The sequence below is a fragment of the Pseudomonas sp. RGM2987 genome (assembly GCF_022952855.1).
In the GTDB taxonomy this organism is placed as follows: Bacteria; Pseudomonadota; Gammaproteobacteria; order Pseudomonadales; family Pseudomonadaceae; genus Aquipseudomonas.
Window position 1 is genome coordinate 26,260 of sequence record NZ_JALJDX010000220.1, and the last position, 25,582, is coordinate 51,841.

Consider the following 25,582-nt stretch of genomic DNA (forward strand, 5'->3'; position numbering starts at 1 on the left):
GAAAACTCACATATGCAGGTGGGTCGATACCCGGTCTGGACATCAACAGAAAATATTTCGCCCTAGCATTTAATGCTTGATCTTTTCAGACGGCGAAATTTGCTAGTTCACATTAAGCAAAGTCACCGAGCTAACCGTGTTGGTTTCAATGCTAGGTCGTCATCTGGGCGTAGGTGCCATGGCATAGCGGCCATCAAAACCTACTGAGCCAGAAGTTCTTTTTGCCCTAAGAATTCGTCTAGACGAGTGGCGAGATAGATACGTGCTTTCGTAGTGTGCACGTCTGTGAGCTCTCCTGCCAGTTTGGAGTTCCCATCGGCGATGGCGATGGCGATGGCCTCATGCTCATCCCAGATCGTTTCTCGCTGGGAGGCAGAGGATTGCAACACCGACCCCATCGCCCTACGAAGATGCACCCAATAAATCTGAGCACTTTCAGAAATGAAAGGATTTCCCGATGCCGTATAGATGTCCTGGTGAAACGCAATGTCAGCGTCGACCATTGCCTTGACGTCTTTCCCCCTGGAAACCCGCCGACCATTTTCAATGATTTTCGGATTCATTTGATGCCGTTGTTCCGCTGCCATTTTTGCTGCCAGATTATCCAGTGCACCTCTGATCAGGTAGAGATTGCTGATTGACTCAACCGTCAATGGTGTCACTAAGACGCCTTTGCCAGGAGCATCCTGGACAAGGCCATCTTTTTTCAGGAGACGTATCGCCTGGAGAACAGGGGAGCGCGAGACATTCATCTGCTCCGCAATCTCTTCTTGGGTAAATCGCACTCCAGGAGCCATGGATCCGTCGCTGATCGCATCTAGAAGCGCTCTGTAGACCTCATCCACATAGTCAGGGCGCGCTTGAATTTTCTGAAACTTCGTAATCATGGCGGTCTGTTGTGCCTTCGTTGGCTTGGTAACGGCGTTCATTGTCCACGTTCTCCGGAATGATTCCAACTTGATGCCTTGACATTCTCTGATGGTGAGCAAAGAATGTGTTCTGTATACAGAATATAGAAGACGGAAGAGGTTTACCAATGAAAGTGTTCTACGACAAAGACACCGACCTGGCCTTGCTGGAAAGCAGGCGGGTGGCAGTCATCGGCTACGGTTCGCAGGGGCACGCGCAAGCGCTGAATTTGCGTGACAGTGGCATCGACGTGGTCGTTGGTCTACGAGCCGGTGGTACATCCTGGGCAAAAGCAGCGGCCTCTGGCCTCTCGGTCATGGAAGTCGGCGAAGCCGTGAGTGGTGCAGATCTCGTCGTCATGCTCATTCCCGACGAGTCGATTGCGCAGGTCTACACTGAGGAGGTCGAGCCAGCAATTCGTAACGGCGCGGCGCTGGTCTTTGCCCATGGCTTTAACGTCCACTACGGTCAGGTGACGCCACGGGCAGACCTCGATGTGTTCATGGTTGCTCCCAAGGCACCTGGTCACACCGTGCGCTCGACATTCGCGGCAGGTGGCGGCGTACCGGCTCTGATCGCGATCTCTCAAAACATCTCTGATTTAGCCAAGGATTTGGCACTGGCGTATGCCTCGGCCATAGGTTGCGGCAAGGCCGGCATTATCGAAACCGATTTCCGAGAAGAAACAGAAACCGATCTTTTTGGTGAGCAGGTTGTTCTGTGCGGCGGCGCAGTCGAACTCATTAAGGGCGGTTTTGAGGTGTTGGTCGAAGCCGGGTACTCCCCAGAGCTTGCTTACTTCGAATGCCTGCATGAGTTGAAACTGATCGTTGACCTTCTCTACGAGGGCGGCATTTCCAACATGAATTACAGCATCTCCAACAATGCTGAGTTTGGTGAATACGTTTCCGGGCCGAAGATTGTGACAGCTGAAACCAACCAGGCCATGCGAGAGGTCCTTGCGTTCATTCAAGATGGTTCGTATGCAAAACAATTCATCCTTGAAAGCAAGGCAGGTAACTCCCTGCTAACTGCGCGCAGAAATCAACTGAAGCGCCATCCTATTGAAGTCGTCGGCGAACAACTGCGGGCAATGATGCCGTGGATCAAGGCCTCGGCCTTGGTGGATAAAGCTTACAACTGATCAGCCCACCTATTGATGAGGAAATAAAAAACCCTTAAACGCATTCCCGTTGGCCCATTACGTCCAGATAATGTGTATACAGAGTTCCGTAGCCTGAGCTCTAACGACAAAATAAAAACGGAGACATGGTCATGACCGAGAAATTTGAACAGCACGAAGCCAAGCAGTCGACTGGTGCCGGCGCACCGATCGCCAAAAAACTCATCGCCTATGGTGGTTACCACACCAACAATGTGCCGGACCATGATCCTGAATTGACTGAGACTGGCCCAGGAACTCCGATGGGAGAATACCTCCGACGCTTCTGGCATCCGGTATGTATGTCGCTTGAGCTCACTGATACTCCGCGCTTTATGAAGATTCTTGGCGAAGAGCTGGTGGCATTCCGTGACGGCAGCGGTCAGATTGGCGTGCTGCATGCTCACTGCTGCCACCGAGGCGCATCTCTGGAATATGGAGCGATCCAGGAACGTGGCATTAAGTGCTGCTACCACGGCATGGTATTTGACGTGGACGGCGCGTGTTTACACGTGCCGTTTCCTGCCGGTGAAGAGAAAGAGGCGGAGAAATACGCCTGTTCAATCCGCCAGGGTGCATATAAGGCGTTCGAGCGTCATGGTTTGGTGTTCGCTTACATGGGCCCACCAGATGAAGAGCCGCCATTCCCTGAGTGGGAAGAAAACTTTACCGTCGCTGAAGGTGACGAGCTGGTTCCTTACAGCAACTTCCAGCATTGCAACTGGATGCAGGTTCAAGACAACGCGGCAGACAATTTCCACCCTACGGCCTTGCACTCCGCCAAAAATGTGGTGAATAAAAATTTCCAGGGCACGACTTTCGATGAGGTCGGCGCAGCGTCAATGGAAGTTGCACCAGACATGCAATTCATCCCCGTCCATCAAGGTCGAAGCCTCGCCTGCGCCGGCGCACGTCGCGTGAACGACGACAGGATGTTCCTGCGCATACAGCACCAGGTATTGCCCAATCTGAGCTTGCACGCGTACACCTCCGAGGATGGATCGGCGAAAAAGCTCTTCAGCCGATTCCACATCGTTCGCTGGACAGTTCCGGTCGATGACGAGAACAGCAAGATGATGGGCTGGCGTGTCATGGGCCCAGGTATTGATACACGTGGGATCGGTGACAAAAACATGGTCGGTTACGAGACGATCGACTTTCTCGAAGGGCAGGTGGCGATGCGTCGGCCTGAGCGCTTTGGCAAATACAAGCTTGATGAGCTGCCACCGATCCCGACGAATCACCGTGAACGTGAGATCTACAAGGACGCTCAATACGCGCCAGGCGATTACGAGGCGATCATCTCGCAGCGGCCTATCGCTGTTCACAAACTCGAAAACCCTACCAAGTTCGATGCAGGTGTCTACGCGTTCCGCAAAATGCTCCGTGACGCTGTTCGCGGAACGAACCCCGCTGCAGGTGCTCATGGTTTTGCAGAATGGCTGCGCTCAATGAACGGCGCTCCCAATAGCTATTGCGCAGGTAACGTTTTTGAAATGCCAATCGCCGATACGGTGGAACAAGAGGTTGCAAACCGCCGTCGTCTGGCCAAAGAAACTGTGGCAATTCTTACCGAGGCAGATCAGTTGAAGGGGGACGAACGAGCCACATTCGTGAAAGAGCGACTCGAACAGCTCGAACAAAGCTTCAAAAAATAACAAAAAGGCCCACATCAGCTCTCGAGATAGTTCTTATCTCGAGAGTTGTAAGCGCATCGCCGAGGTGAGGTATGAACGCAATTGTAGATAACGCAGCCGCAACGCATCTAGAGCTGGTGGTCAGGCAAATCAGGATGGAAGCGAACGGCGTAAATTCCTATGAGTTTGTCTCTTCAGACGGCTCCGATTTGCCGCCCTTCACTGCTGGCGCGCACATTGATATCCACGTCGGTTCTGGCATTGTTCGTCAATATTCGCTTTGCAACTCTCCATCAGAGCGCCATCGTTACATGATTGCGGTGCTGAAGGATCCTAATGGTCGCGGCGGCTCTGCGGCGGTGCACGAAAGCATCAAAGTAGGTGACCGGGTACGCGTGAGCGCGCCCAGAAATAATTTTGAATTGCACCCTGGTTCAACCAAGGTCGTCCTTCTGGCCGGAGGCATCGGGGTGACACCGATGAAGTCGATGGCCCACCATTTAGAGGCGCAAAACATTTCATACGAAATGTACTACTGCGCCAAGGGGCCGGAGTTTGCCGCCTTCAAATCAGAGCTCGAAGGGTTGGCGAAATCGGGTCGAATCAGCTTCCATTTCGATGGGGGTGATCCTAGTAATAAACTCGATATTCCTTCGATCTTGAAGAATCCCGAGGGCTCGTGCGATCTCTATTATTGCGGGCCAGGAGGGTTCATGCAGGCTTGCAAGGATGCTTCGGAGCACTGGCCAAGTGGGTCGGTACATTTCGAGCACTTCAAGGCGCCCGTCAAGAAAGAAACTGACGAGTGCTCGATTGTCGGTGGATTCATCGCCGAGATCGCCAGCACGGGTGAGCGTTTGGAAGTGGCGCCAGATCAGAGCTTGGCAGAGGCTTTGAACAGCGCTGGCTATCCAGTGGAGACGTCATGCCAATCTGGTTTGTGCGGGACGTGTAAGGTGCGCTACCTGGCCGGTACTGTCGCCCATCAAGACTTCATTCTCGATGACAGCGAGAGGCCTGAATTTCTTACTTGCTGTGTATCTCGCGCCGTGAGCGGTACTTTGCTGCTCGATCTCTGAATGTACAAATAGGGGGGGGCGACATCGTTCGGCCAACCCCTGTCATGCCCCGCCTGCACCCTATTCATTTCACTCAACAAGATTCCCACCTGCAAGGGAGCGAGATGGGTGCATAGATGACGACCTGCACATCTACGGCGAAATAAACTTTACACGTGCTGAGCTCGCCATTCCAGATTCGCGTCGAAATCCAATCCTGAATCAGGGTCGCACAAATGAATCTAATCAAGCTTGAAAGTTTTCTGGCCACCGTTGAGTATGGCACGGTCAGCGCTGCAGCGCTGAAGTTGAACATTGGCCAGCCTGCGGTGAGTAAGCATTTGAACTCACTGGGGGTTGAATTTGGTGTGGTGCTATTTGACCCGTCATCGAAGAAAAGGATACTCAGCCCTGACGGTGTGAAAGTTTGGCATGTAGCGAAGTTGGTGGTCTGCGCCATGAAAACGCTCAGCGAGGAGCTTGCTGAGTGTCGTTAATGGGGGGCTCGACAGGTTAAGGAAGGGACGCCCTTGATATCGTGAGCGGACGTCCAGGATGCATTACAGGCAGTAGAAGTTGTGGTCAGAAATCCTGCCTCAAGCGACTTTTTCTTTTTGACTGATGCATGGTGTCTGCACATTTCGGGTGACGCCCAGCGATAGATCAATTCTGACTAGGCGCTCAGTTTGGTAAATTTGAGGTCAGGAAGCTATACCTTCCTCGGCACGTTCCTGTGTCCGCAGCTATGCCCAAATAAGCTCTGGCTTTGATGCCTCCATTCGGATCGACTGCTCCATCGTCACAATTCCTCGAGCAAGAAATTCACGTGTTGCTGAATGCGTTAGACGGTGATCAGATATTTTGGTGTGAATATCGCTGATAACGATAGGAGGGTACGGTACAAGTGCGGCTTGGATGGCCCATAACGTCTCGCTGAGCTGCTGCTGGGCACGAGCGCCACCAATGAAGGCCGTCGATCCCGTCAACATTAGGGTCGGCTTGTCCTTTAGTGGCGACCGCCGGTGGGGACTGGACAGCCAGTCCAGGGCATTTTTCATTACCCCTGACATTCCGTGGCTATATTCAGGAGAGGCAAGGATGACCCCCTCGGCGTGATTGACTGCCTCGCGTAATGCTACGACTGGTACAGGCGCGTCGTCCCCATCTTGATCACCGTTGTATAGCGGGAGATCGTGCAGTGGGTGGATGTGCAAAAGGACGTTCGGTGGCAATAATTCAGTACTTATAGTGCTCAATATGATTGCGTTGTTCGATTCGCGCCTCAAGCTCGCGCAGAGTCCTAATAAATGAATGGTTCTCAAAGTGCCTCCGGTAGGCTTAGCACGGTGCTTGGAAAGGGTAGATTGGTGCGTTGCAGTAACACGGGCGATGACGCTAAGAACGCTGGCAGGCAACAAAAGAAGAAGCCCTCTGTGAGAGGGCTTCCGGCGATTACTTGTAGGTCAGCAATCTTTTGGGGACTAGGAAAACAAGCAGGCAGCCGCCTACCAGCACGAAGGAAAGCATGATAATTCCCGCGCTGGTGCTGTGTGTTACCGAGTTTATCGTGCCCATGACGAAGGGGCTGATGAAACCCGAGGCACTACCTATGGAGTTAGCCAACGCAATGCCGGTGGCAGCGGCCGCGCCGGTCAGGATTGCAGGCGGCAATGTCCAGAACTGCGAGATAGTGGTCATTACCCCCATTGTGGCCAAGCACAACGCTGGAAGACTGATCAGGATGTCTAATTGGAACGATGCACTGATCAGGAAACCTGCTGCCGCGAGCACGCCAGGCACAGCAAGATGCCAGCGTCGCTCTTTGAAACGATCCGAACTTCTCCCTACAAGGATCATGGTGACTACGGCGCAACTATAGGGAATGGCAGTCAGCAGACCCAGGTGCATCGAATCTGTGACGCCTGAAGCCTGGATAAGCGTTGGAAGCCAGAAACTAACGCCGTACAGCCCCATGGTGAAGAACAGATAGATAAAGCTCAACAGCCATATCTTGGGATCTCGGAGGCCGTCCATCATCCGGTGAAGGTGCTTGCCGCTGGATTCCTTGTCGATATTGTGGCGTAGAATTTTTTTGTCTTCCTCGCCTAGCCAATGTGCATCCTCAATTCTATCTGTCAGATAAAAGTAAGCGAAAACCCCTACGATGATGGTTGGCAGCCCCTCCAGGATGAAAAGCCACTGCCAGCCAGCGAGATTCTGCACACCACTCAGAGAATGCATGATCCACCCCGAAAGCGGAGCGCCGATGACACCCGACATCGGGATCGCAGCCATGAACAGAGCGGTGACTTTGGCACCTTTGGATGAAGGGAACCACTGGGAGATGTAAAGAAGGATTGCGGGGAAGAAACCTGCTTCAGCTACGCCCAAAAGAAACCGCATGACGTAAAACTGCATTGGTGTATTGACGAACATCATGGCTGCGGAAATCACACCCCAGGTCACCATGATCCTGGCAATCCAGCGTCGAGCTCCCACTTTGTACATGATGATGTTGCTCGGAATTTCAAAGGCAAAATAGCCAATAAAAAACATACCTGCTCCGAGGCCATAAACGGCGTCGCTCCAGGCTAGATCTTGAGCCATTTGCAGCTTGGCAAAACTCACGTTGATACGGTTGAGGTAGGAGCACACATAGCAGAGGAAGAGAAACGGAATGAGCCGGAAAATCACCTTTTTATATATGAGATCCTCCGCGTTCAACAGTGTTCCTGGTAATGGCTGAGCACGGTCGGCAATGGTGTTCATGAGGACGCCTCCAAGCATTTTTAAATTTATAAGGCTCGCGTCTCACCCCTTGCCGAGTGTTCAAACGCTGCAAGGGGTGTCGTATTATTTTAGAAACTTACAGCAGGAAACCATCAGTCGAGCATGTCTGGCTGGGTTTGGAGCAACTGGCCCCAGATTGGTTGGAAGTGAAGCCAGCCAATGTAATCGCTGCCCACGTTTTCTCGGCTGAAGCGGGCGCGCTCGTCAGTTACCAGTTTTGGCTTGATACCAGTTGCCGCCACCATCAGCTGTTGCTGGCAGCAACGCTCAAGCGCGATGAACCAGAATGCGGCGCTTTCGATACTGTGGCTGCTCGCGGTCAGCAGGCCGTGATTTTGGTGCAGGATGGCTTTGTGTTTGCCGAAGAGAGAGGCAATGGATTTCCCGGAGTCTGTTTTAACCGCTACCGCACCAGCTTCGGCAGTGATCACCAGTTGATCCTCGAAGAACGCTGCGGCGTCTTGAGTGATCGGCTCCAGCGGCAGGCCGGTACTGGCCCATGCGCCACCATATACGGTATGGGCATGACACATCGCAACGATGTGTGGATGAGCCTCATGGACGTTGGCGTGCAGTACAAAACCGGCGCGATTGATGGCGTATTCCCCCTCAATAATTTTGCCATTGTGGTCAGCCAGGATCAGGTTGGATACCTTGACCTGTGAAAAATGGACGCACATCGGGTTCGTCCAGTACAGCTCAGGAAACTCTGGATCCCGCACGGTCAGGTGACCTGCAAAGCCGTAGTCATAACCTTGCAGCGCGAACGCCCGGCATGCCGCAACCAGGCGCTCTTTCAAATGCTTGCGTTGTTCGGCATAGGTTTCAAATTCCGGCACCTCCGGATAAATCAGACCCTCTTGTTCAGGCTGATAAATGGAGATCCGGTTCTTGGATTTGGTCAGTGTGCTGTCTGGTTGTTTAACGCTGATATTCATGAAGGCATCCGCCATTGGCTCGGTTGAGGTTGTACCTTCACAAACCTTGCAAACTGATACAAACGATGCTATTTCACTGTCCTGTGAAATAATTTCACAGGACAAAAATAATGAGTAATCGACCTAGCCTGGTTGCGCTTCGAGCCTTTGAAGCAGCTGCAAGACACGGTAATTTCAGTGTTGCTGCGGCTGAGCTCCACCAGACTCCATCTGCAGTCAGTCACCAGATCAAGAGTCTCGAAAGTTTTTTCGGCTTTCCACTTTTCGTACGCCACAGTCGACACCTTGAGCTCAATAACCAGGGTCGTAGGTTGTTCAATGTCGTCCAACCTGCGTTCAATGCTGTGGATCAGATATGTACGGAGCTACGACCGTTCGCTGAGACCGAGAAGCTTTCGGTTCATTGTTCACCAAGTTTCGCGAGCAAGTGGCTAGGCCCACGTCTGCCAGATTTTTTCGCCAAATACCCCCAATTCACCATTCAGCTCTCATCGAGCGCCACGCCGATTGATTTGCATAAGCATGCTGAACTGGACATGGTGATTGCTTACGGAACGGCCCTCAAAAGCTCTGATATTTGTGTTCAGAGCCTGGGGGCCGAGGAGTGCTGCCCCCTAGGTGCACCGATGCTGCTGGGCGGTCGAACAGACATCAAGCTCGACGAAATGGACTCCATTCCCCTTATCGAATCGCAGCTCAACCCACTATCCTGGCAAGATTACTTTCGTCAGCATGGAAAGCCGATCCCCGAGATCATGCATCGCCCTTCATTTGACCGAGGCGCCCTGGCATTAGCTGCGGCAGTCGATGGGCTTGGCCTGGCACTTGAGAGTGTGCGTTTCTCTCAACAAGAATTGGCTAGTGGCAGTCTGGTTAAATATCTTGTTGAAGACTGTCGATCTGTAGTGCGCGAAATTCATTTTCTCTGCTATCGACATACGCAGAGAAACTCACCGAAGACAGTGGCATTTCGCGAATGGCTGACTGAGGCATGTCGTGAGGACGGTGCTTAACACTGCGAAGGCGCACGATGAAGTCGTCGATCGATGAGGCACTCATGCGCCATCGCTCTGTCCATCGGCTACTTCTGGCCGTTTTCTGACCTTTGCGTAGAGGTTGAATTGCCAAGATTTTCCTAGGCGATGAGTGAGTAATTGCATGGTCAGCAAATAGTAATAGCGCGTCGATTCAGTGTGATGGTTTAGGTGGTAATTCAAAAATCACGCAAGGTGTTTTCTCTGCCAAGTCCATGGATTGTCTCGGTGCCAGCGCACAGCTTTAGCTGCTTGGATGGCTTTTGCCTAGTGTAGGTGGCGCTGACGTGTAGTTTGCGAGCCGTACATGACTCCCGCGAGGAATACCTCCATATCGAATGGCTTGCTCATGCTCGGCCACCGATGTAGGCCGAAACTACGTCGATACGACCGTGCCCCAGCTCATAGCTGATTTGTGCGCGTGCCTCCTGATCAAGGTGTTGGTCGAGCTGGTAGCAACTACCTCCTTTGATTGGCGCAAGTTGCTTTGTAATCTGCTCATACCGTCTGTACAGAAAATGTACCAAAAAGAGGCTGGCTGCAAGAGGCGGGGATGGAGCTCCAGAGACCAAAAAGCCCGCATTTCGCGGGCTCTAGGGTTTTGAGTAGACGCTGATAGCCGTCTATGTACTGCAAATGGTGCCCTCTCGGGAGACTCACGCTTTCACTCGAATCGAGGAAGCGCCTTGGTTGGCTTGCTGATGTGATGACGATACGCTTTCTTGGAAATGTCGATCCAGATGCAGCGGATACCTCCTTCCTCGTGGGTCTTTTGGCGTGTTTCATAATCAACATCGCGTTGTGTCGATCGTTGTATTTCGATGGCTACCTTGCTCTTACCGTTCGGGTGAGTGCAGAGAATGTCAGCCCGAAAAATTTGCCGGAAGCTGTCACCCCCGACTGCTTAGGAAGTGCAGACCAACCCGTGGCCGTTGCAGCAAAAAGTGATTTAATTTTGAGCATGACATGATCATCGCTTTCCCCCCCGACTGACTGAGTCCGCGTTCACCTGGCTTATGCGAAAAGAAGCGGTGCCCGAGCCGCGAAACCTTGAGCACCGCTTGGCTTTTGCTCTCGGGCATGAAGACGTCCCGGGATTTGTTCAACGCTTCAGTTTTCCATTCTTCGTCCGTTAGGAAGACCGAGACAATAGGGGTCCCATCCAACCTATAGGCAAGTAGTCCAATCACTCATGTCCACGCAAAGGATTAAGAGAGTCGATGTTTGTGAGCCGAATTTCATAGGTCGGTTGTCTGCTGCGCGTACTCCGCTGCGTGGCGGCGGACGAAATCAGCCATTGTGGTCACAGGCTTACCGGTCAGAGCGGGCAGTTCGTCTGTTTCACGGTCGTACCGCCCTGTTGATGCAGTTGAGCCATGATCGAGAGGTGGTCGACGACGTGCGGGGGGACGCTGGCATCGCGCAAATTGTCCGCGCAGGTTGCCACCGACACATCCCGATAGGTGATGGGTCGGCCGAGCGCATCAGAGAATATCCGGGCATGGTGCTCCATATCAGTGGACTGCGGGTCGGTGAGTTTGTAGGCCTTGCCGATATGAGGTGCAGGATCAAACCGGATGTCCGATACGGCATCGGCCACATCTGCGGCGCAGATGGGTGAGGTTCTGCTCTGGCTTAGCGGAAGCAGCTATGTGTTCTTTTTCCGAACATTGGCTGCGGCAAAACGCAGAAAGAACCCCTCCATGAACACTGTGGGTCGAAGCGTCACGACAGGCAGCCCCGACCATGCGAGCGCCTGCTCGACCAAATAGTGCAGCTGTGCTGAGGGTTGTTGGTTTTCAGTGAAACTCATCTGTGACATCGTCATCTGTGACATGTTCACGAAGGCCTCGACACCGTGATGCCGCGCCACCGCAGCCTTATTGACCGTGGCCTCCAGATAAGCCGGCGACACAGACATGCCAAAGTAGATTCGTGCGACACCTTCGATCGCACGATGCGTCGACGTAAGATCGGTCAGGTCGCCTACCACCACGTCAGCGTCGAGCTGACGTAAAGCGGCAGAGCGAGTATCTTCGCGTCGAACCAAGGCGCGTGCCTTCAGCCATCTGGCAAGCAGCGTTTCGGTCACTGTGCGGCCGATACAGCCGACAGCCCCTGTCGCTCCGGTCACCAGCACGGGACGATTAACGTTTTTGCTCATTAACTCTAATTCCATTCGCTTCTAGGTTGCGCTCGAGCCAATGAGTCGCGTCAGGCTCGGTTAATTGAGAGGGTGCTTCAATCCTTCACCGGACTATAGGTGTGTGCAAATCAGTGCCTGTCTTGCCGGGCAGAGTCTGCTTGTTCGGAAAGCAACATTGAGAGCCTCCTGTCAGGGACTTCAGCTCCTGAAAGAAATGCAAGGCGAAGGGGGAGAGGAAGATATGGTGGTCCTGTTTTTTTCGGTTGCCTTTGACGTTTTCGCTGAGGAGGAACCAGGTCTGCCGGTTCAGATCGACATTCTTCCATTCGGCCTGGAGCAACTCACCAATACAGCACAGCGTGCCCAGGCTGATCCACAGTGCCAGTTGCGTTTCCTTCTTTTGCAGTCGAATGCCGTCGTATTTCTGGCCCGCGGGGAGGGTGTCGTAATCGGCGGTCATTTGCAGGAAACGGTTGTGCAATTCCAACAGCTCAGCCGGGGAAAGGAAGCGGCTTCTTTCCGCTTCGTAGTTGGCAGGGATCAATGGGGAGTTGTCGACCAGTTCCGTCGGATCACCTCAATCAATAAGGCCCGCCAGGGCTGACATTTTCTAGCCCAGCTGAACATCTGAGTGAGGTCGGTGAAGAAACTGATGGCTTGCTGGTGAGCGCCGCGGTTGACCACAGTGCGGATCAGCGCCCGAATATCGTGTTCGGAGATACTGCTTACAGCGGTCTTGCCGACTGCTGGCAAAAGGTCCTTGTTAAGGCGTCGTTGCAACTCGGCATTGCCGTCTTTACGCGCGACGCCATCCAACAGCCAGGCCTTGACCAGATCCTGGACGGTCAACGTTTGCACCTTCGTCGTTTTTACTTGTTCGACCTCTCCGTTAGCTGCGGCGTATGGCTGTGCCTTGGCGGTTTTCTTGTGTCCATTGGGATTGATCTGCTCATCAATGAGTGCCCGGGCTTGGTTACGCGCCTTGCGGATGTCCGTCAGGGATTCGCGCGGCCAGGTTCCGCAGGCGTACTCCTTATTCTGCTCGCCCCAGCGATAACTTTAGAAAAAGCTGACCGACACACCGTCCTTGCGGACTGAGATTCGACAGGCCAGATTGCCATCCTCCTTGAGGATGGGGCCGGCATCATTGGCGGTCCAGTGAATGCGGATTAACCTCTCAAGCGCAAATGACGACTCTTCCAGGCCCTTTCACCCGGAGTTCTGACAAAACATACGTGGGATTGAGCCTTACCGCTTAAGGCCGGTTTCGCGGATTAGCTGGTCGATCAACGTATGAGGTCAAACCCACCTCCTCTCATAGGCGCAGTTCGCGTGGCTGTAGCAATCCGTTAGGGATGCACCGATCAACTTGGCGCGCGACCGCGTCAAGTCTAAATGTCCTCGGCACGCATCGCTGTCCGCTGAAAGCGAACAATGCATCGGGTATTGAGGGCGTTTTCGCCCGGTCTCCCCGGTAAAGTGTGTAACTCGCCCATACCCGTCAGCTGTTTTCGAGACATCCACAGGTTCGACAGCGCGAATAGCGTGGTCAACTGAGCCGTGTTCTTCATCAGCCTAAGAAAGCGTACTTTTGCGTACCCAAACTGGCGTTTGATTACCCGAAACGGATGCTCAACCTTGGCCCTTGTCTGGGTTTTGAGGTTCGCGATTTCACGCTTGGCTTTGTGCTGGGCGCCAGGCGCAGTTGGTGATGAAATTGCGTGTGCTCAGCACCTCGGTCGAGCGCACTGGGCATCGCTTCAATGAGCGAGATATGGACGGCAGCCGGCGTTCCGATTAGCTCTATGTTGTGCATACCCCTTCAAGAGTCAACTACTTGCCTCGTGAACTAGGCAGGCCGCACAAGCAGCTGGCGCCATAGCCCGGCAAATAGCACACAGCCTCTGTGCAGCATTAACTGCCATGAGCAGCAGGCCGACTCGGCGTTTTTTCTCTTGGGGTGAAATCCATCTTCAGCGCAAGCGACTAGCTGTTTGTTTTTCAGCAATGCGTCTTTCAAGACATTGTTCACCAGACATTCAAGGGATAGGTGGTTGTTAGTCGAAGCTCGCTGAAGTTTGCTCCTTTTTCATATCGGGCAAGAATGGTTCGAGCATCGAATGACAAGTTTTTCAATTCGCCAGATTGAACTACGTAGTTGGCGAATAAAATGCGCTCTGTTTGCTGATTGTTTCCTTGTCCTTGGCCTAGATCCCAATGCGTACCTTTTGTGAAGCGCGCTCCCATTTTTAATCCTGGAATCCCGACACCGCCAAAATCATAAGCGTAGCGAGTGGTCCATGAACGCTCATCGGCGAAAGCAAACACAGTGTAACTCCAGTTGACCATGTGCAAGTTCGGAATATAGCCGCTGAGCGTCGGAAAACCTGATTCGCCTTCCAATTGTTGATAGCCTAATCCAAATAGGTGGTAGCCTTTGGTGACTGTAAATTGAAGACCATAAGTTTTGTTATCAATGTTACCTCCTTTTGCTCTTCCCTCGTCGATGCTTTGCCAAAATCGGGCGTCTGTCTTGAGATTGAATCCGTTACCCAGATCGGCGAAGTGCGAGAGGCCTGCGTAATGCTGTCTGTATAAGTCGTGCATCAACCCAAAGTAATAACTGGCTTCAAGAGTTGGGGTGATTTTGTAACTAAATCCGGCGAAATCGAGCCCCGAACTCTCAGGGCTCTCTGGTGGGCCAGAAAGAGAGAATTTTTCATGATTGGATGAGGCCCGGGTTGCCGCCGACCAGAAGCTCCCTGTCATGATATTTAAACCATCGATTTCATTGGACTCGACGACTGCTCCTTGATATATAGTTTCAAGCTGACGACTAGGATCAAACCACGCGACTGGAAGTCGAGGCCGAAAGTCGCCAATTTTTAATTCGGTATTTGAGTACTTGAATTTAGCTGTTACGCCCGCACGGCTTGCATCAGAAGCCTTTCCGGCAGTCTCGCTGTACGGTAATGAACCGTCATTACCGGCGGAGTCAAGCTTCAACGCGTATTGGGCATCAATATCCAGTCCTACCTCGAGTGGTGTATCGGTATAACCAGAAACAAATTTTAGATCAAAACCCTGCGACCAACTGCCGACGTTTGAAGGTGGGCCAGAATAGTTGCGGTGAAGGTAGAAATTTTTCATGTCTATATCCAGACGGCTATCATGTAAGTAATCAGCAAGCGCTGAATTCGTCGTGACCGTGAGTGCTACGGTTTTACCAATTAAAGTTAAGATGTGTCCCCTGGGTGTGTTTCGGAGCATTGTGTGTACCTTTTAACTAGTGGAGGTCAAGGCGGTAAAAGATTTGCCTGGGCCGTGAGAGATTAGTGGTTTGTTACTGCAAAGCTGCACGCTTGAAGTGTGCAGCTGTGTTTGCGCGTGTTTGTTCGCGCCCTTAAAGTGCGATTATGCACCAAAGCGCTAACGATCCTAAAAAGTATAGAAAGCATTAATTTAATAATTGTGGGGCGTGCGACTAATTATTAATGTTACGCATTAACTGATTTAGAGTTGTGTGTCGGGTCGAGATCAGGAAGTTGTTAACTGTACTCAAAGGCCGAACTGTTTATCCTGCTATTATTTGAGGTGACAAAGACCTTGGCGATTTCGCCTGGGGTATGTTAGCTGGCGCCGCGCGGGTAACCAGCCGGTTTATTTTTGAAGCTTTACCCAATGGAAGAAACTGCGGCACTCCGCGCACCGATAGAGTATTTCCGATACGCTGCCTCCAAATAAAGATTGGATCTGAACGCTTGTACTGCCGCAGTGGGCACATTGAACTTGCCCAGGACCCGTCTTTGGAAATTTATCCTTCACCTGGTCAGGGAATCGCAAGTTCTGGTTCCTTGAATCGGATCAATTCATGCAGCGTTGCCGGAATTCCCCGCGGACCGCTACGGCGCACTTCAAGAGCCCACGTATCGGAGCCCGTGGCGTTCTGAACGGCTGATGACCCCCCCAGCGGATGGTACGCGTTAGCGATCCCCTCAATGAAGTCCTGTGAAAGTTTGTGATCGGAGGCTGAGCGTAGGCCAGCCAGATGTAAACGGTCGGAAGCGCTATGGTTTGGGCCCCACCATTCCAGCAAAATAGGTAAGCGCTGATCAAGTGCATGCTGAGTTTCTTCTGCACGGCCATCGACCAGCAGGCGGCGCCATCCATCTAGATACAGCTGATGGAAGTCGGTTTCCCTGACAATTTTCGTTGCCAGGCGACTCAGTTGCGGGTCGATCGAAGTGCTGGCAGCGAGCGAGGCAAGCCGAGCCGAGAATGCCTGCTCAGAAAGATCGCTGGTAACAACGAAGTCAACCCACGAGGCTGGCGCACTATCCAGCACGCGCGCGCTGCGAATACTTACTGCGCTACGTTGCCACTCAGCTTGCTGGCGGGTGAACCCATAGCGAGACAGATATCGATAAAGTGCTCGGGCGTGCCCGTAATGATTTTGCATCATCGCACAAAGTGCGGTCCAGTCGGACACTGAGCGACCATTAGGTAATGCGATAAAGTACCAGTTACCCAGTATGAATTTGCTGTCTGCTACACATAACAGTTCGTCAAAAAGCAATTTTTCGTCAGTCTCTGCTCTTGCTGAGGGACAAACAATTTCGTCAGTTGACATCTTTAAACCCCTTTCACATGTAGGTAGTGCTCGTTATTCAAAACAGGCGTGATGACATTGTTAGGTACAAGCACCATTTCTAACCAGGGCTGATGATCAAACACAAACCAAGCTCTAGCCTTTGCTAAGTTAAGGTTTGGAGCGTCAATTGAGCCTATATGAGTCAACGGTTTTCGCGAGTTTTCACGAGCAAAAACTTCATAATATATCGGCCCTGATTCGCCTATCTCTAGCTTCAAATCAATTATTTTTTTGTGAGTATTGCTTGTCATGTGCTGATTCCGTTTCGCTGCATGAAAATACGGGCCTCTGGCGCTATCATGGAGGTGTCCCATTGGTGATGCCACCCTTCATCCACCTCCACGTGAGTGACACCCGCCAAGCGGCCTACCACATTCACGATTTCACTCTTCAGCATAGAAACTCCTGGGCAGGCCAAGCATGGAATGCCAAGTTCAACAACAACCAAGCCCCGCGCATCTATACTGATATTACGAAGCATGCCCATGCGTTCAATTGAGACCGGAACGTGAGGGTCGTTGACTACACTAAGGGCCCTTCGGATGTCCTGTTCATTCACCATAGTGAGTTACCCCAAAGTTCCTGTTGAAGGCGCGTGAGAGCTGGAATCTTAAAGGGCCCACCACGTTTCCACTGCGCAATTTTCTCTTTCCAGGTCACGGTTTGAAAATCCCATTTTTCGAGTTTTTCATCGTAGAGTATTGGAAGTTGATAGTCCAAAACGTAGATGCCGCGCTGTTCATCGAAATGGGCCGGCACTTTAAGACCAACTTCTTCACAAAAAGGAACTACTCTCGCTAACCATTGCTGGCGCAGTTGGTCGTTGCTGTGACCGCGTACGCGATAATGCAATTGATCGGTGCGCGATTTAACGTCATCAGTTGTCCCGAACCATTCCGCAGTTCGAGGGAAGGTGTCGTCGATTTGTTTTTGAACTCGTTTACGTATCTCAGGACCCAAGCTCATGAACCAACGGACGCTGTATTCACCTCGCTTGACGTGGAAGTTTTCCTCGAAATTAACCTTGCGAAGTGAGCGCGCATAGGGGCCATATGAACAATTTTGCTCAAGATCTAAAGTAGTTATATATCCAGCTAAATCACCCATAATATGCCCGATGGCGGTAGAAATAGCGTCGACAGGTTCCCACTCCAGATTGTAAAACGTTTTGAAATTTTCGGGGGCGCGTTCGAAAATCAATTCTTGGGTATCAATGCCAAAGTCCTCTAGCAGCCTAAACATCACGTGCGCGTGTCCCATCTCATCCTGCAGCGCCGATGCCAACGCAATGCGCTCGTCAATAGAGTTGGATTTGAAAAGTGCATTGTGTTGCATAGGCAACGTCATGACTTCAAGGTCTGCTGCAATAGAGATAGTCGCTATGAGTACATTTCGATAGCGCTCAGTCATTTCGCTTTCATCTTCTACCGTACCACCGGCATTGAGTCGAGCTTGTAATGCCAACTCTTCGATCTCGGTATTTCGAATAGGCTTCGAAGATATGCTCCTATTATTTAGGAGTGGCGCATTCAGTGTGGTCATCTTTACCTCGTTTTATCTAAGTTATTATCACTGTTAGTGACGACGTCGTGGGCCGCCGACACGCCATGGTAGAATTAAATTTTCCATTTGCAGGAAAGCAGCATTTAATATGTAGCCAACAATGGCAAGCATGAGAACACCCGCGTAGAGTTTATCGACACTCAGAGTCTGTTGAGCTTGTAAAATAAAGAATCCAATGCCTGAACTCCCAGCAATCATTTCGGCAAAAACAGTTACGATTAACGAGATTGCTAGGGAAGTTCTTAAGCCTATGGAAATGTGAGGCGCAGCGCTGGGCACTAGAACTTCTTTTAGTGTCTGCCACCGGGTTAGCTGGAATGTGCATGCGGTTTCGCGCATAGTTGGTGTAACGCTCTTAACTCCCGCGTAAGTCGCCAGAAGAATGGGAAATACCGCACCTAGTGCAACGGAGACAATTTTGAGCTTTGAGTCTATGCCCAGGAAGAGGATGAGGAGAGGTACCGTCGCCGATACAGGCACAGGTCTAAGCAACTCTACAACAGGCTCCAATAGAGCCCAAGCGGGTCTTGCTGACGCCATCAGCAATCCTAGCGATATACCCAAGACAGCTGCACAAAAATAACCGACCGCCATTATTCCTAGCGTGGAAGCGAGTTCAGTAGATAGTGTTCCTTCCGTTATTTCCCTCCACCAAGTCGCGGCTGCCGTGGAGGCGGCTGGAAGACTTGGAGATACTAAAAGCCCGGTTTTTACAACAAGTTCCCAAGTAAAAATACAGGCAACTATAGCCGCCCACCCCATAATGCGCGAATGGACAACTCTATGCCAATTGGGTAGTGAGACCTGCGCGCGCACAAAGAATTTTCTCATGCCAGAAAGTCGTGTACTTCGGTTCGTATTAGCTGAGGACGTGATCATACAATTCCTTGCGATAGCGATTAAAACCAGGTTGTTCACGTGTTTCAAACTGATGGCGGGGGCGTGGCAGGTTGATCTCGATATCGGCGGCAATTCCCGATCCATCTGAACGTATTACCATGACACGGTCAGATAAGTAGATAGCCTCATCTATGTCATGCGTTACTAGGATGATGGTGACTCCAAGCTCGCTCCATAGCTTGAGAATCATATCTTGAAGATTCGCTCGGCTTAGCGCATCCACTGCCCCAAAAGGCTCGTCCATCAATACGATGCTCGGTGCAGAAGCCAGCGCACGTGCGATTGCCAGTCGTTGTTGCATTCCCCCCGATAACTCCCAGGGAAAGCGGTGGCCGTGGCCCGCGAGGCCCACTAGAGATAAGTAGTGATTAGCGTCCAGTTCCGAAATCTTACTATTATGTAATACAGTTGCGTGGCGCAATCCAAATTCGACATTGCTCTTGGCCGTGGCCCAAGGTAATAACGACTCACTATAGTTCTGAAAGACATAACGCACGCTGCTGTCTTTGCCGATGGGTCGACCTCCCACCCTGATAATACCGGCGTCAGCGTCTATCAGTCCTGCAAGTAACCGGAGGAGTGTCGATTTTCCACTTCCGGAGCGACCTATAATTGATAAGAATGAGCCGCCTGGAACACTACCACTGACGTTACTAATGGCCGCGACGGAGTTTTTTCCCTTTCCGTATTTTTTTGTAAGTGCCTGATAACTGATTAACTGTGTGGGGCGTGGTAGTGGAATGCTCATTTCAAACTTGCCTCAAATGCCGAAGGCGTGACATAAGGCGAGATATCAACTGGTCGCGGCACCCCCCCGTAGGTCACCGCCCTGTCGACCCACGCTTGGGTTTCCCTAAGATTCACAGATGATAACTGCGAGGCTCCCAGATCCATGCGCTCGATTAAGCCTGGAACGGTGTGCGACAGATTGATAAGGTCAATCCCGCTGTATTTCCCCCGTATTGCTACCGCCTCTAAGCGCGGCAGGTCTCCATATTTTTTTGCCCCGCGTCGAATAGCATTAATGAAGCGCTCAGCCGCCTTGGGATCGCGTTTCAAAAAGTCATCATTAGCGTAATACGCAGTGAACGTAGCATCCGCTGGCGGCCCTACCAGCGTGGGGTCGAGCAGAGGCACTGCACCTTGCTCCAGAACCAATCGGGTAGTAGCGGGTTCAAAAGTAACTACGGCGTCGACATCTCCACGAGCAAGGGCATTGCCATCGCCACTGTTAGGAATAATCACAAATTTGACTGAGTTGATATCGACGCCGGCGCGTGCCAGCCATACTTTCAGGGATACTGTTATCATCGACGGTGGAGGGACTCCAATGCGCTTGCCTATGAAGTCAGCAGGTGTTCGTAGTTGACTCCCCTTGCTGACCAATAGCCGGCTAGTGGCTCCGTGGGTACCTGGAAGAATAAGTTTTACCTGAGTAAAGCCGTTAGCCAAGCCACTTCCCCAGGCAAGCACATCGCCAAAGCTGGCGTCGACTGCACCGCTCGCTGTCGCGGCTACTGCCGCGGGCCCGCTTTGTACCGGAATGAGCTCGACTTCAATTCCTTCATCTTTGAAGTAACCAAGTTCCTGTGCAACTAGCGCGGCAGCAGGATTTCCGAGAATGTATCCAAAACGAATCTTAGTGTCAGTCGCGAAAGCATTTATCGCCATAGTCATTGAGACAGCGAATACGAGCATGCTTTTTTTCGGCGTTCGGCGTTTTATCCGCATAATTATTTCACTCTGTTTTAAACATAGCTCGGTGCGTGGCGACTCAGCGCCGCTAAAGAATTGAAACGGTTTGACGCATTTAGCTTATCTGGGTATTTGGCAAGAATGGACAACGCCATCGGTTACAAGTCGTTGGATCAATGCTGGGTCAATACCCACTTCGGATAAAACCGCTATACTATGTTGTCCTAGCGCAGCGACTTCCATATTTGGTGAGCCTGGTTCATTAGTGAAGTTTATCGGAGTACCGAGGTGCGCCCGGCCAGCATGGTCGTGTATTAGCATTTTTCTAGCGGACGTGTGAGGGTGCCCTAACGCTTGCGCAAAATTGAGCACCGGGCCCAAACTGATACCAGTGTCTTTCGCCCAGTTCTGCCAGGTGTCCAGATTCTCGCTGATAAATATTGTTCTCAGAAAAGCACGCACAGGATCTTGTGCCTCGCCAGGCTCTGCGTTGGCCAGTGGTATAAGATCCGGTCGCCCAAGCCGGTTGAATAATGCTTTGGCAAAACGAGGTTCATGGGCGCCTAGACTGATCCAGTGCGCATCTGCCGTCTCATAAGTTTCCAGTAGCGCAACTCCAGGCTTGAAGTGGTAGCCCTCAGGTTCGTGCAGCGCCTGCAGCGCATGCCCTACAGCGGTAGGGCGTGTCGTAAGAGTAGCGTCAAACATCGATAAATCTAGATGGTCGCCGCCCCGACCTTGACGTGCGGCTAATAGGGCAATAAGGATGCCTGAGAGTGCGGCATAGCCGGCTACTGCGCCTGCAATTGGCACGGTAGGAACGATTGGCGCACCATCCTTTCCAAAGGTAAATGTGCCAGCTGCTGCTTGAACCAGTTGGTCATGTGATGCCATGCCACTCAATGGTCCCGACTGACCGAAGGCAGTAATGGAACAATAGATAATTCTAGGATTCCATTCCCGGACAGTTGCATAGTCGATACCCAAACGCTGTGTGACACCAGCGCTATAAGACTCAACCAGAATGTCCGCCGTCTCCACTAATTGACGCACAACATCACGTGATTCCGAGCTTTTTAAATCGATAGATACGCTGCGCTTCCCCCGATTCAAACTCGCGAAAAAATCACTTCCGTTAAGTCCACTCCCGGGACCGACATTACGAGTCGGATCACCCTGCAGTGATTCAATTTTTATTACATCTGCTCCGTGATCAGCGAGCGTTGTGGATACCAACGGACCGGCCATAAACTGCGAAAAATCGAGAACGCGTATGCCATGAAGCTTCATATGACTGCTGCCGTCGAATAAGAAAGTGCAAGAACTGTAAAAGATAAAAAAGGATGTGTACACACTCATTTGGTTATTTGCTTATGCTTTTTATGCTGTTGTTCGCACAAATTCTTCTGGATATTGTTCACGCCTCTTGAGTACTTCCAGGCGGCCTATCTCTCATGATCAACCCTCATCAAGTCAATGCAATCAACTTAAAATCGCTCCTGCGTCGCGGGACACTATCCGCTCATGACAAGCCTTTGTTAGCTGCCCTTGAAGGGCCGTCGATGTCCGGGACTGAGGTCTATGACCATGTCCTTCACCTATCGGCAGCGCTGTCTGCTGCTGGAGTGCGCGCGGGCAATAGCGTGGCATTGTTAGGAAGCAGTTTTGTCGAGAATGCCTTGTTATATTGGGCTCTGACGAGATTGAACGCATTGCCAGTGCTGGGTAGCAGTGAGAAGCCGCCCATTGATCCATTACAGTCGCACTGGCAAGTCGGTGGCTTTGCTCACGAGCAGCCGGGCAAGGCGTTGGATATTCAGTCGCTGTTCGGTTTCAGGTTAACTGATCACGATCTGGAACAAGAAAAAAACCGCTCGGTTAATGAAGGGGAGGGTGAGGATGAAGACGCAGTCATAGCGTGGACTGCTGTGGCGCTTCCTAATACTGGTAGGCAATACGGCGGCGGGCGTACACATAGACAAATAACCTATACCGGTTTTTTTGGAACATTCGCCATACATACGGATCGCACCCAGCGTATTGCAGTGATAGGCTCTCTAAGCCCTGCGTTATTTGAAATATTGCTATTTATTGGTCTCGCTGGTGGAGTGGAAATTTATCATATTGAAGAGGAGCGGTTTAGAAATTCCCGAACCGAGCCTGATCTTCGGAGCTTTGACACTTTGGTTGTCGCGCCTAAGCATGTTGAAGCGGTGTTTTATACATTCTCCAGACTTTGGAGTGGAAAGTCGAAAGTTACAGTTATCCTCTCTATTGATGCGGCTGAAGCCTTGCCATCGGTGATTCCAGTCTGGAGTGCAAAAGCCAACGCGCTTGGGATAATAATTCGCCCGTTGCTTTTAAGTGCACTCGACGGGATCGTTGCCGAGTATTCTTCAGACCGAGATTTGTGGCATGGTTTTCCTGGCGTTGACATAGCTGTCGTCTCCACCAGTGGAATTGAGCAGAGCAGTGGTGCCGACGGGGTCTTGGCAGCGCGCTCGCCGCAAATCAGTGTTGACCGATTTGGAGTGGACGAATCGTGCGGTTTCTACGCCGATGGTTGGAGTCGACTCCCAACGAAGGTAGTGATGCATTCAGATGGTTTTTCATTTGCGCGGGAAGGCGGTGTCGACCTAGGCACTGTTATCGAAAGTGTCACCACCAAGCTGAAAGTCCTGGAAAAAAACCAGCTTGATTGGGTCTCGGAAATTGATGTCACCGAGCTGATTCGGCGCAGCGCCCGCTGGCGTCCAGAGCAATTAGCCATTGATACGGACGGCCGCAAAATCTCCTACGCAGACCTGGTGACGCGTGTAGAGCAGTTGGCGAAAATATTTTCTCATTCTCTTGATGTTGGGGTAGGCGACCGGGTTGCTGTGATTGGGCGTAACAGCGTGGAGTTTGTTATTTCCTACTTGGCTGCGAATTCGTTGGGAGCTATATGTGTACCCATAAACTTCCGGCTCATGGCTAAGGAAATTGCCTTTGTGTTGGACGATAGCGGGGCTAAGCTTCTGCTCCACAATCGCGATCTCGGTGATGTGGTAGGTCAGGTCGGCACGCTAGTTAGAGGTCCAGTACGCTTCGCAGAGTTTGACCCCCTCACCACGGTTGCCAGTGCTTCGGGTGTGCAAGTTGATAACTTACCTCCCGCTCCACGTATCGTGCCTGACGAACGGCGGCCAGCATCCATATTGTATACAGCAGGGACTACAGGCTTCCCAAAGGGAGCGGTACGAACAAATCGTAATGTACTGTGGTTTTCGTTTCTTGGTATGGCGAGTGAGTTTAGAACACGACGTCTTGGAAGCTTTTTAATCACAACCCCAATGTTCCACATCACCGGACATGAACCGGCTATCTTCGGGGCTCTCACCACAGGTGGGTCTTCGCTGGTTCGGAGTGAGTTCAAGGTTGACACAGTATTGGATCTGTTGATTGAGCATCGAATTGCGGGTCAGTTTATCCCCCCTACAATTGGCGTCGATCTATTAGACCGAATTGAGCAGCGCGGTAGCGCGGGACAGCTCCACTCCTTTCGATACTGGTCATCGGCTTCGGCACCTCTTCCTGGCGTATTACTTGATCGCATTCATAAGGTGCTTCCGTGGGTAAAGGTTAGCAATACGCTCGGTATGACCGAGGCAGGTAGCATCGCCCGGCACGAAGTCGGCCAAGATGACAAGTATGCGCAGCATGCTCCGGGTTGTGTCGGACGGGCTGAATTGGGAGGCGAGATTTGCATAGTGGACGCTCATGATGGGCGTCTTGCCAGAATGGGCAGAGGGGAAATAGTGGTTCGATCCCCACAAGTAATTTCAGCGTATTGGAATAATCCAAGTGCTAGCGAAGTTACCCTAAAAAAAGGGTGGCTCCATGGGGGTGACATTGGGGAATTTGATGCTCACGGCAATATTGAAATTAAAGGTCGGGTAAAGGATATGATTATCACCGGTGGCGAAAACGTATACGCTGTGGAGGTTGAGAACGTCCTGCTAGGGTTCCCAGAAGTCAAAGAGGCTGCCGTTTATGGTCGCTCTGACGAAAGATGGGGTGAGAGCGTGAATGCGGCACTCGTACTGCGGTCCGGTAGTGCATTATCTGAGGCGGAAGTAATATCGCGCTGCCGATCGCTCATTGCCCATTATAAGAGCCCACGGCGCGTCATTTTTTTGAATGCACTACCGCGTAACCCCATTGGAAAGGTCATGAAATTCGCTATTGTGGAGGCTGAAACGGCTATAAATTGAGGTTTTTTTGAGATTCCCGCACTGCACGGTTGGCTTTGCGCAGAACATGGACCAGTTCTCGCATGGCTGGCTCCCCCAGGACATCCATCAGTTTGTCCTGGGCCATCTTCCAATGCCGGTGCGCTTGTTTCAATGCCATGCGCCCCTCAGAGGTTAGCTCAACAAGTCTTGCCCGTCTGTCTGATTGATCTACCTTCACAGTTATCAGTCCGTCCCGCTCCAATGGGTCAAGCATTCGGCGGAGACTGGTGCGGTCAACTTCCAAATCCGTAGCTAGTTTGGCTACCGCGGCATGGTGCTCAAAATCAATTGCTCTTAATAACGACCATTGCGAGGATGTAATCCCTGATGGCGCAATCATCTGATCGTACAGGTTTCCAATCCGCCTGGTCGTACGACGTAAGTCAAAATAAACGCACTCATTCAAAAGCTGCTCAACTGTCTTGGGATCAGTTTTCACCATTTATGACTCCTTCCGGCCGGTGGTGACATTTGAAGTATGGCTGTGACCTCGGTTTTTCGCGCATAGGCGTAAGCTCATCGTATTTATTCTAACGGTCTGTACGCTGGAGCGCACTCATCGATCGTTTGCGAACGTGTAATGGTGAGCATCAGGCTAGGGCTAATACGCTAGCCAGTGAGGGCACCCATTGACAGCAAGCAGGTCGATGTGCAATCGACGTCATCCAGTTGGGCGGGGAATTATTCCTTAGATGGTAACGGGGTGGGCGGTGGTAATCAGTTTGGCAATCGAAAGCCCGGGATCATTATTTAGTTGATGCCCGATGCTGTGCGCTCGATCCTCCCTCAGGAGTCAGCGCGTCATGATGCGACCGACGCAAAGTT

General features: G+C 51.7%; 22 protein-coding genes and 4 pseudogenes. 7 read left to right on the forward strand and 19 right to left on the reverse strand.

Features of this window, described 5'->3' with window-relative positions; translation table 11 throughout:
* Positions 1-200 precede the first annotated feature (200 nt).
* Positions 201-929: a GntR family transcriptional regulator gene (locus tag RGM2987_RS24595; RefSeq protein WP_245145454.1), complete on the reverse strand. Its 729-nt coding sequence runs from the start codon at positions 927-929 to the stop codon at positions 201-203.
* 107 nt (positions 930-1,036) lie between these two features.
* Between RGM2987_RS24595 and ilvC the strand changes: the two genes are divergently transcribed.
* The 4 genes from ilvC (at position 1,037) to RGM2987_RS24615 (ending at position 5,263) form a co-directional block, all read left to right on the forward strand.
* On the forward strand, positions 1,037-2,053 hold the full coding sequence (gene ilvC / locus RGM2987_RS24600) for a ketol-acid reductoisomerase (RefSeq protein WP_245145455.1): 1,017 nt from the start codon (positions 1,037-1,039) through the stop codon (positions 2,051-2,053).
* 131 nt (positions 2,054-2,184) lie between these two features.
* Complete coding sequence (locus RGM2987_RS24605) at positions 2,185-3,729, forward strand: Rieske 2Fe-2S domain-containing protein (RefSeq protein ID WP_245145456.1); 1,545 nt, start codon at positions 2,185-2,187, stop codon at positions 3,727-3,729.
* Between the two features lie 71 nt (positions 3,730-3,800).
* Positions 3,801-4,787 (forward strand): PDR/VanB family oxidoreductase, encoded by a 987-nt coding sequence (locus RGM2987_RS24610; RefSeq protein WP_245145457.1) that lies wholly within the window; start codon positions 3,801-3,803, stop codon positions 4,785-4,787.
* A 215-nt stretch (positions 4,788-5,002) separates the two neighbouring features.
* The gene (locus RGM2987_RS24615; RefSeq protein ID WP_245145458.1) at positions 5,003-5,263 is read left to right on the forward strand and encodes a LysR family transcriptional regulator; all 261 of its coding nucleotides are present in this window, start codon (positions 5,003-5,005) and stop codon (positions 5,261-5,263) included.
* Between the two features lie 246 nt (positions 5,264-5,509).
* Here RGM2987_RS24615 and RGM2987_RS24620 read toward each other — a convergent pair whose 3' ends face one another.
* From RGM2987_RS24620 to RGM2987_RS24630, 3 genes are all read right to left on the reverse strand, one after another.
* Entirely contained in the window at positions 5,510-6,184 is a 675-nt protein-coding gene (locus tag RGM2987_RS24620) for an NADPH-dependent FMN reductase (protein ID WP_348529653.1), read from the reverse strand.
* A gap of 34 nt (positions 6,185-6,218) precedes the next feature.
* Positions 6,219-7,535: an MFS transporter gene (locus RGM2987_RS24625; protein WP_245145459.1), complete on the reverse strand. Its 1,317-nt coding sequence runs from the start codon at positions 7,533-7,535 to the stop codon at positions 6,219-6,221.
* Between the two features lie 113 nt (positions 7,536-7,648).
* Positions 7,649-8,494: a class II aldolase/adducin family protein gene (locus RGM2987_RS24630; RefSeq protein WP_245145460.1), complete on the reverse strand. Its 846-nt coding sequence runs from the start codon at positions 8,492-8,494 to the stop codon at positions 7,649-7,651.
* A 110-nt stretch (positions 8,495-8,604) separates the two neighbouring features.
* Here RGM2987_RS24630 and RGM2987_RS24635 point away from each other — a divergent pair, with 110 nt between their 5' ends.
* Positions 8,605-9,507: a LysR substrate-binding domain-containing protein gene (locus RGM2987_RS24635; RefSeq protein ID WP_245145461.1), complete on the forward strand. Its 903-nt coding sequence runs from the start codon at positions 8,605-8,607 to the stop codon at positions 9,505-9,507.
* Between the two features lie 42 nt (positions 9,508-9,549).
* On the opposite strand, the pseudogene RGM2987_RS24640 reads toward RGM2987_RS24635, so the two are convergent.
* Positions 9,550-9,879 (reverse strand): annotated as a pseudogene (locus tag RGM2987_RS24640) (hypothetical protein).
* Positions 9,876-10,034: pseudogene (locus RGM2987_RS24645) on the reverse strand (integrase); the annotation flags it as partial. The pseudogenes RGM2987_RS24645 and RGM2987_RS24640, both read right to left, overlap by 4 nt.
* Positions 10,035-10,231: 197 nt before the next feature.
* Here RGM2987_RS24645 and RGM2987_RS24650 point away from each other — a divergent pair.
* Positions 10,232-10,498: a hypothetical protein gene (locus tag RGM2987_RS24650; RefSeq protein WP_245145462.1), complete on the forward strand. Its 267-nt coding sequence runs from the start codon at positions 10,232-10,234 to the stop codon at positions 10,496-10,498.
* Positions 10,499-10,846: 348 nt separating this feature from the next.
* Here RGM2987_RS24650 and RGM2987_RS24655 read toward each other — a convergent pair whose 3' ends face one another.
* The 12 genes and pseudogenes from RGM2987_RS24655 to RGM2987_RS24710 form a co-directional block, all read right to left on the reverse strand.
* Complete coding sequence (locus RGM2987_RS24655) at positions 10,847-11,128, reverse strand: hypothetical protein (protein WP_245145463.1); 282 nt, start codon at positions 11,126-11,128, stop codon at positions 10,847-10,849.
* A gap of 48 nt (positions 11,129-11,176) precedes the next feature.
* The gene (locus RGM2987_RS24660) at positions 11,177-11,692 is read right to left on the reverse strand and encodes an NAD(P)H-binding protein (RefSeq protein WP_245145464.1); all 516 of its coding nucleotides are present in this window, start codon (positions 11,690-11,692) and stop codon (positions 11,177-11,179) included.
* Between the two features lie 136 nt (positions 11,693-11,828).
* Positions 11,829-12,844: pseudogene (locus tag RGM2987_RS24665) on the reverse strand (integrase arm-type DNA-binding domain-containing protein); the annotation flags it as partial.
* Between the two features lie 314 nt (positions 12,845-13,158).
* Positions 13,159-13,362 (reverse strand): annotated as a pseudogene (locus RGM2987_RS24670) (transposase); the annotation flags it as partial.
* Positions 13,363-13,702: 340 nt separating this feature from the next.
* Positions 13,703-14,944 carry an OprD family outer membrane porin gene (locus tag RGM2987_RS24675; RefSeq protein ID WP_280640049.1) on the reverse strand — a complete coding sequence of 414 codons (1,242 nt, stop codon included), beginning with the start codon at positions 14,942-14,944 and terminating at the stop codon, positions 13,703-13,705.
* A 559-nt stretch (positions 14,945-15,503) separates the two neighbouring features.
* Entirely contained in the window at positions 15,504-16,304 is an 801-nt protein-coding gene (locus RGM2987_RS24680; protein WP_245145466.1) for a Phenylacetic acid catabolic protein, read from the reverse strand.
* A gap of 2 nt (positions 16,305-16,306) precedes the next feature.
* Positions 16,307-16,576 (reverse strand): hypothetical protein, encoded by a 270-nt coding sequence (locus RGM2987_RS24685; RefSeq protein ID WP_245145467.1) that lies wholly within the window; start codon positions 16,574-16,576, stop codon positions 16,307-16,309.
* A gap of 304 nt (positions 16,577-16,880) precedes the next feature.
* A complete protein-coding gene (locus RGM2987_RS24690) occupies positions 16,881-17,867 on the reverse strand; it encodes a Phenylacetic acid catabolic protein (protein WP_245145468.1) in 987 nt (328 codons plus the stop codon).
* 33 nt (positions 17,868-17,900) lie between these two features.
* The gene (locus RGM2987_RS24695) at positions 17,901-18,719 is read right to left on the reverse strand and encodes an ABC transporter permease (RefSeq protein WP_245145469.1); all 819 of its coding nucleotides are present in this window, start codon (positions 18,717-18,719) and stop codon (positions 17,901-17,903) included.
* A 28-nt stretch (positions 18,720-18,747) separates the two neighbouring features.
* Positions 18,748-19,536, reverse strand: coding sequence for an ABC transporter ATP-binding protein (locus RGM2987_RS24700; RefSeq protein ID WP_245145470.1), 789 nt, complete (start codon positions 19,534-19,536; stop codon positions 18,748-18,750).
* The gene (locus tag RGM2987_RS24705; RefSeq protein ID WP_245145471.1) at positions 19,533-20,486 is read right to left on the reverse strand and encodes an ABC transporter substrate-binding protein; all 954 of its coding nucleotides are present in this window, start codon (positions 20,484-20,486) and stop codon (positions 19,533-19,535) included. Before RGM2987_RS24705 ends, RGM2987_RS24700 begins: the two co-directional genes overlap by 4 nt.
* 117 nt (positions 20,487-20,603) lie before the next feature.
* On the reverse strand, positions 20,604-21,842 hold the full coding sequence (locus RGM2987_RS24710) for a CoA transferase (protein WP_245145472.1): 1,239 nt from the start codon (positions 21,840-21,842) through the stop codon (positions 20,604-20,606).
* 95 nt (positions 21,843-21,937) lie between these two features.
* Here RGM2987_RS24710 and RGM2987_RS24715 point away from each other — a divergent pair, with 95 nt between their 5' ends.
* Positions 21,938-24,736 carry an AMP-binding protein gene (locus RGM2987_RS24715; RefSeq protein WP_245145473.1) on the forward strand — a complete coding sequence of 933 codons (2,799 nt, stop codon included), beginning with the start codon at positions 21,938-21,940 and terminating at the stop codon, positions 24,734-24,736.
* On the opposite strand, the gene RGM2987_RS24720 is transcribed toward RGM2987_RS24715, so the two are convergent.
* Positions 24,726-25,199, reverse strand: coding sequence for a MarR family transcriptional regulator (locus RGM2987_RS24720; protein WP_245145474.1), 474 nt, complete (start codon positions 25,197-25,199; stop codon positions 24,726-24,728). The genes RGM2987_RS24715 and RGM2987_RS24720 overlap by 11 nt on opposite strands.
* Positions 25,200-25,582 lie beyond the last annotated feature (383 nt).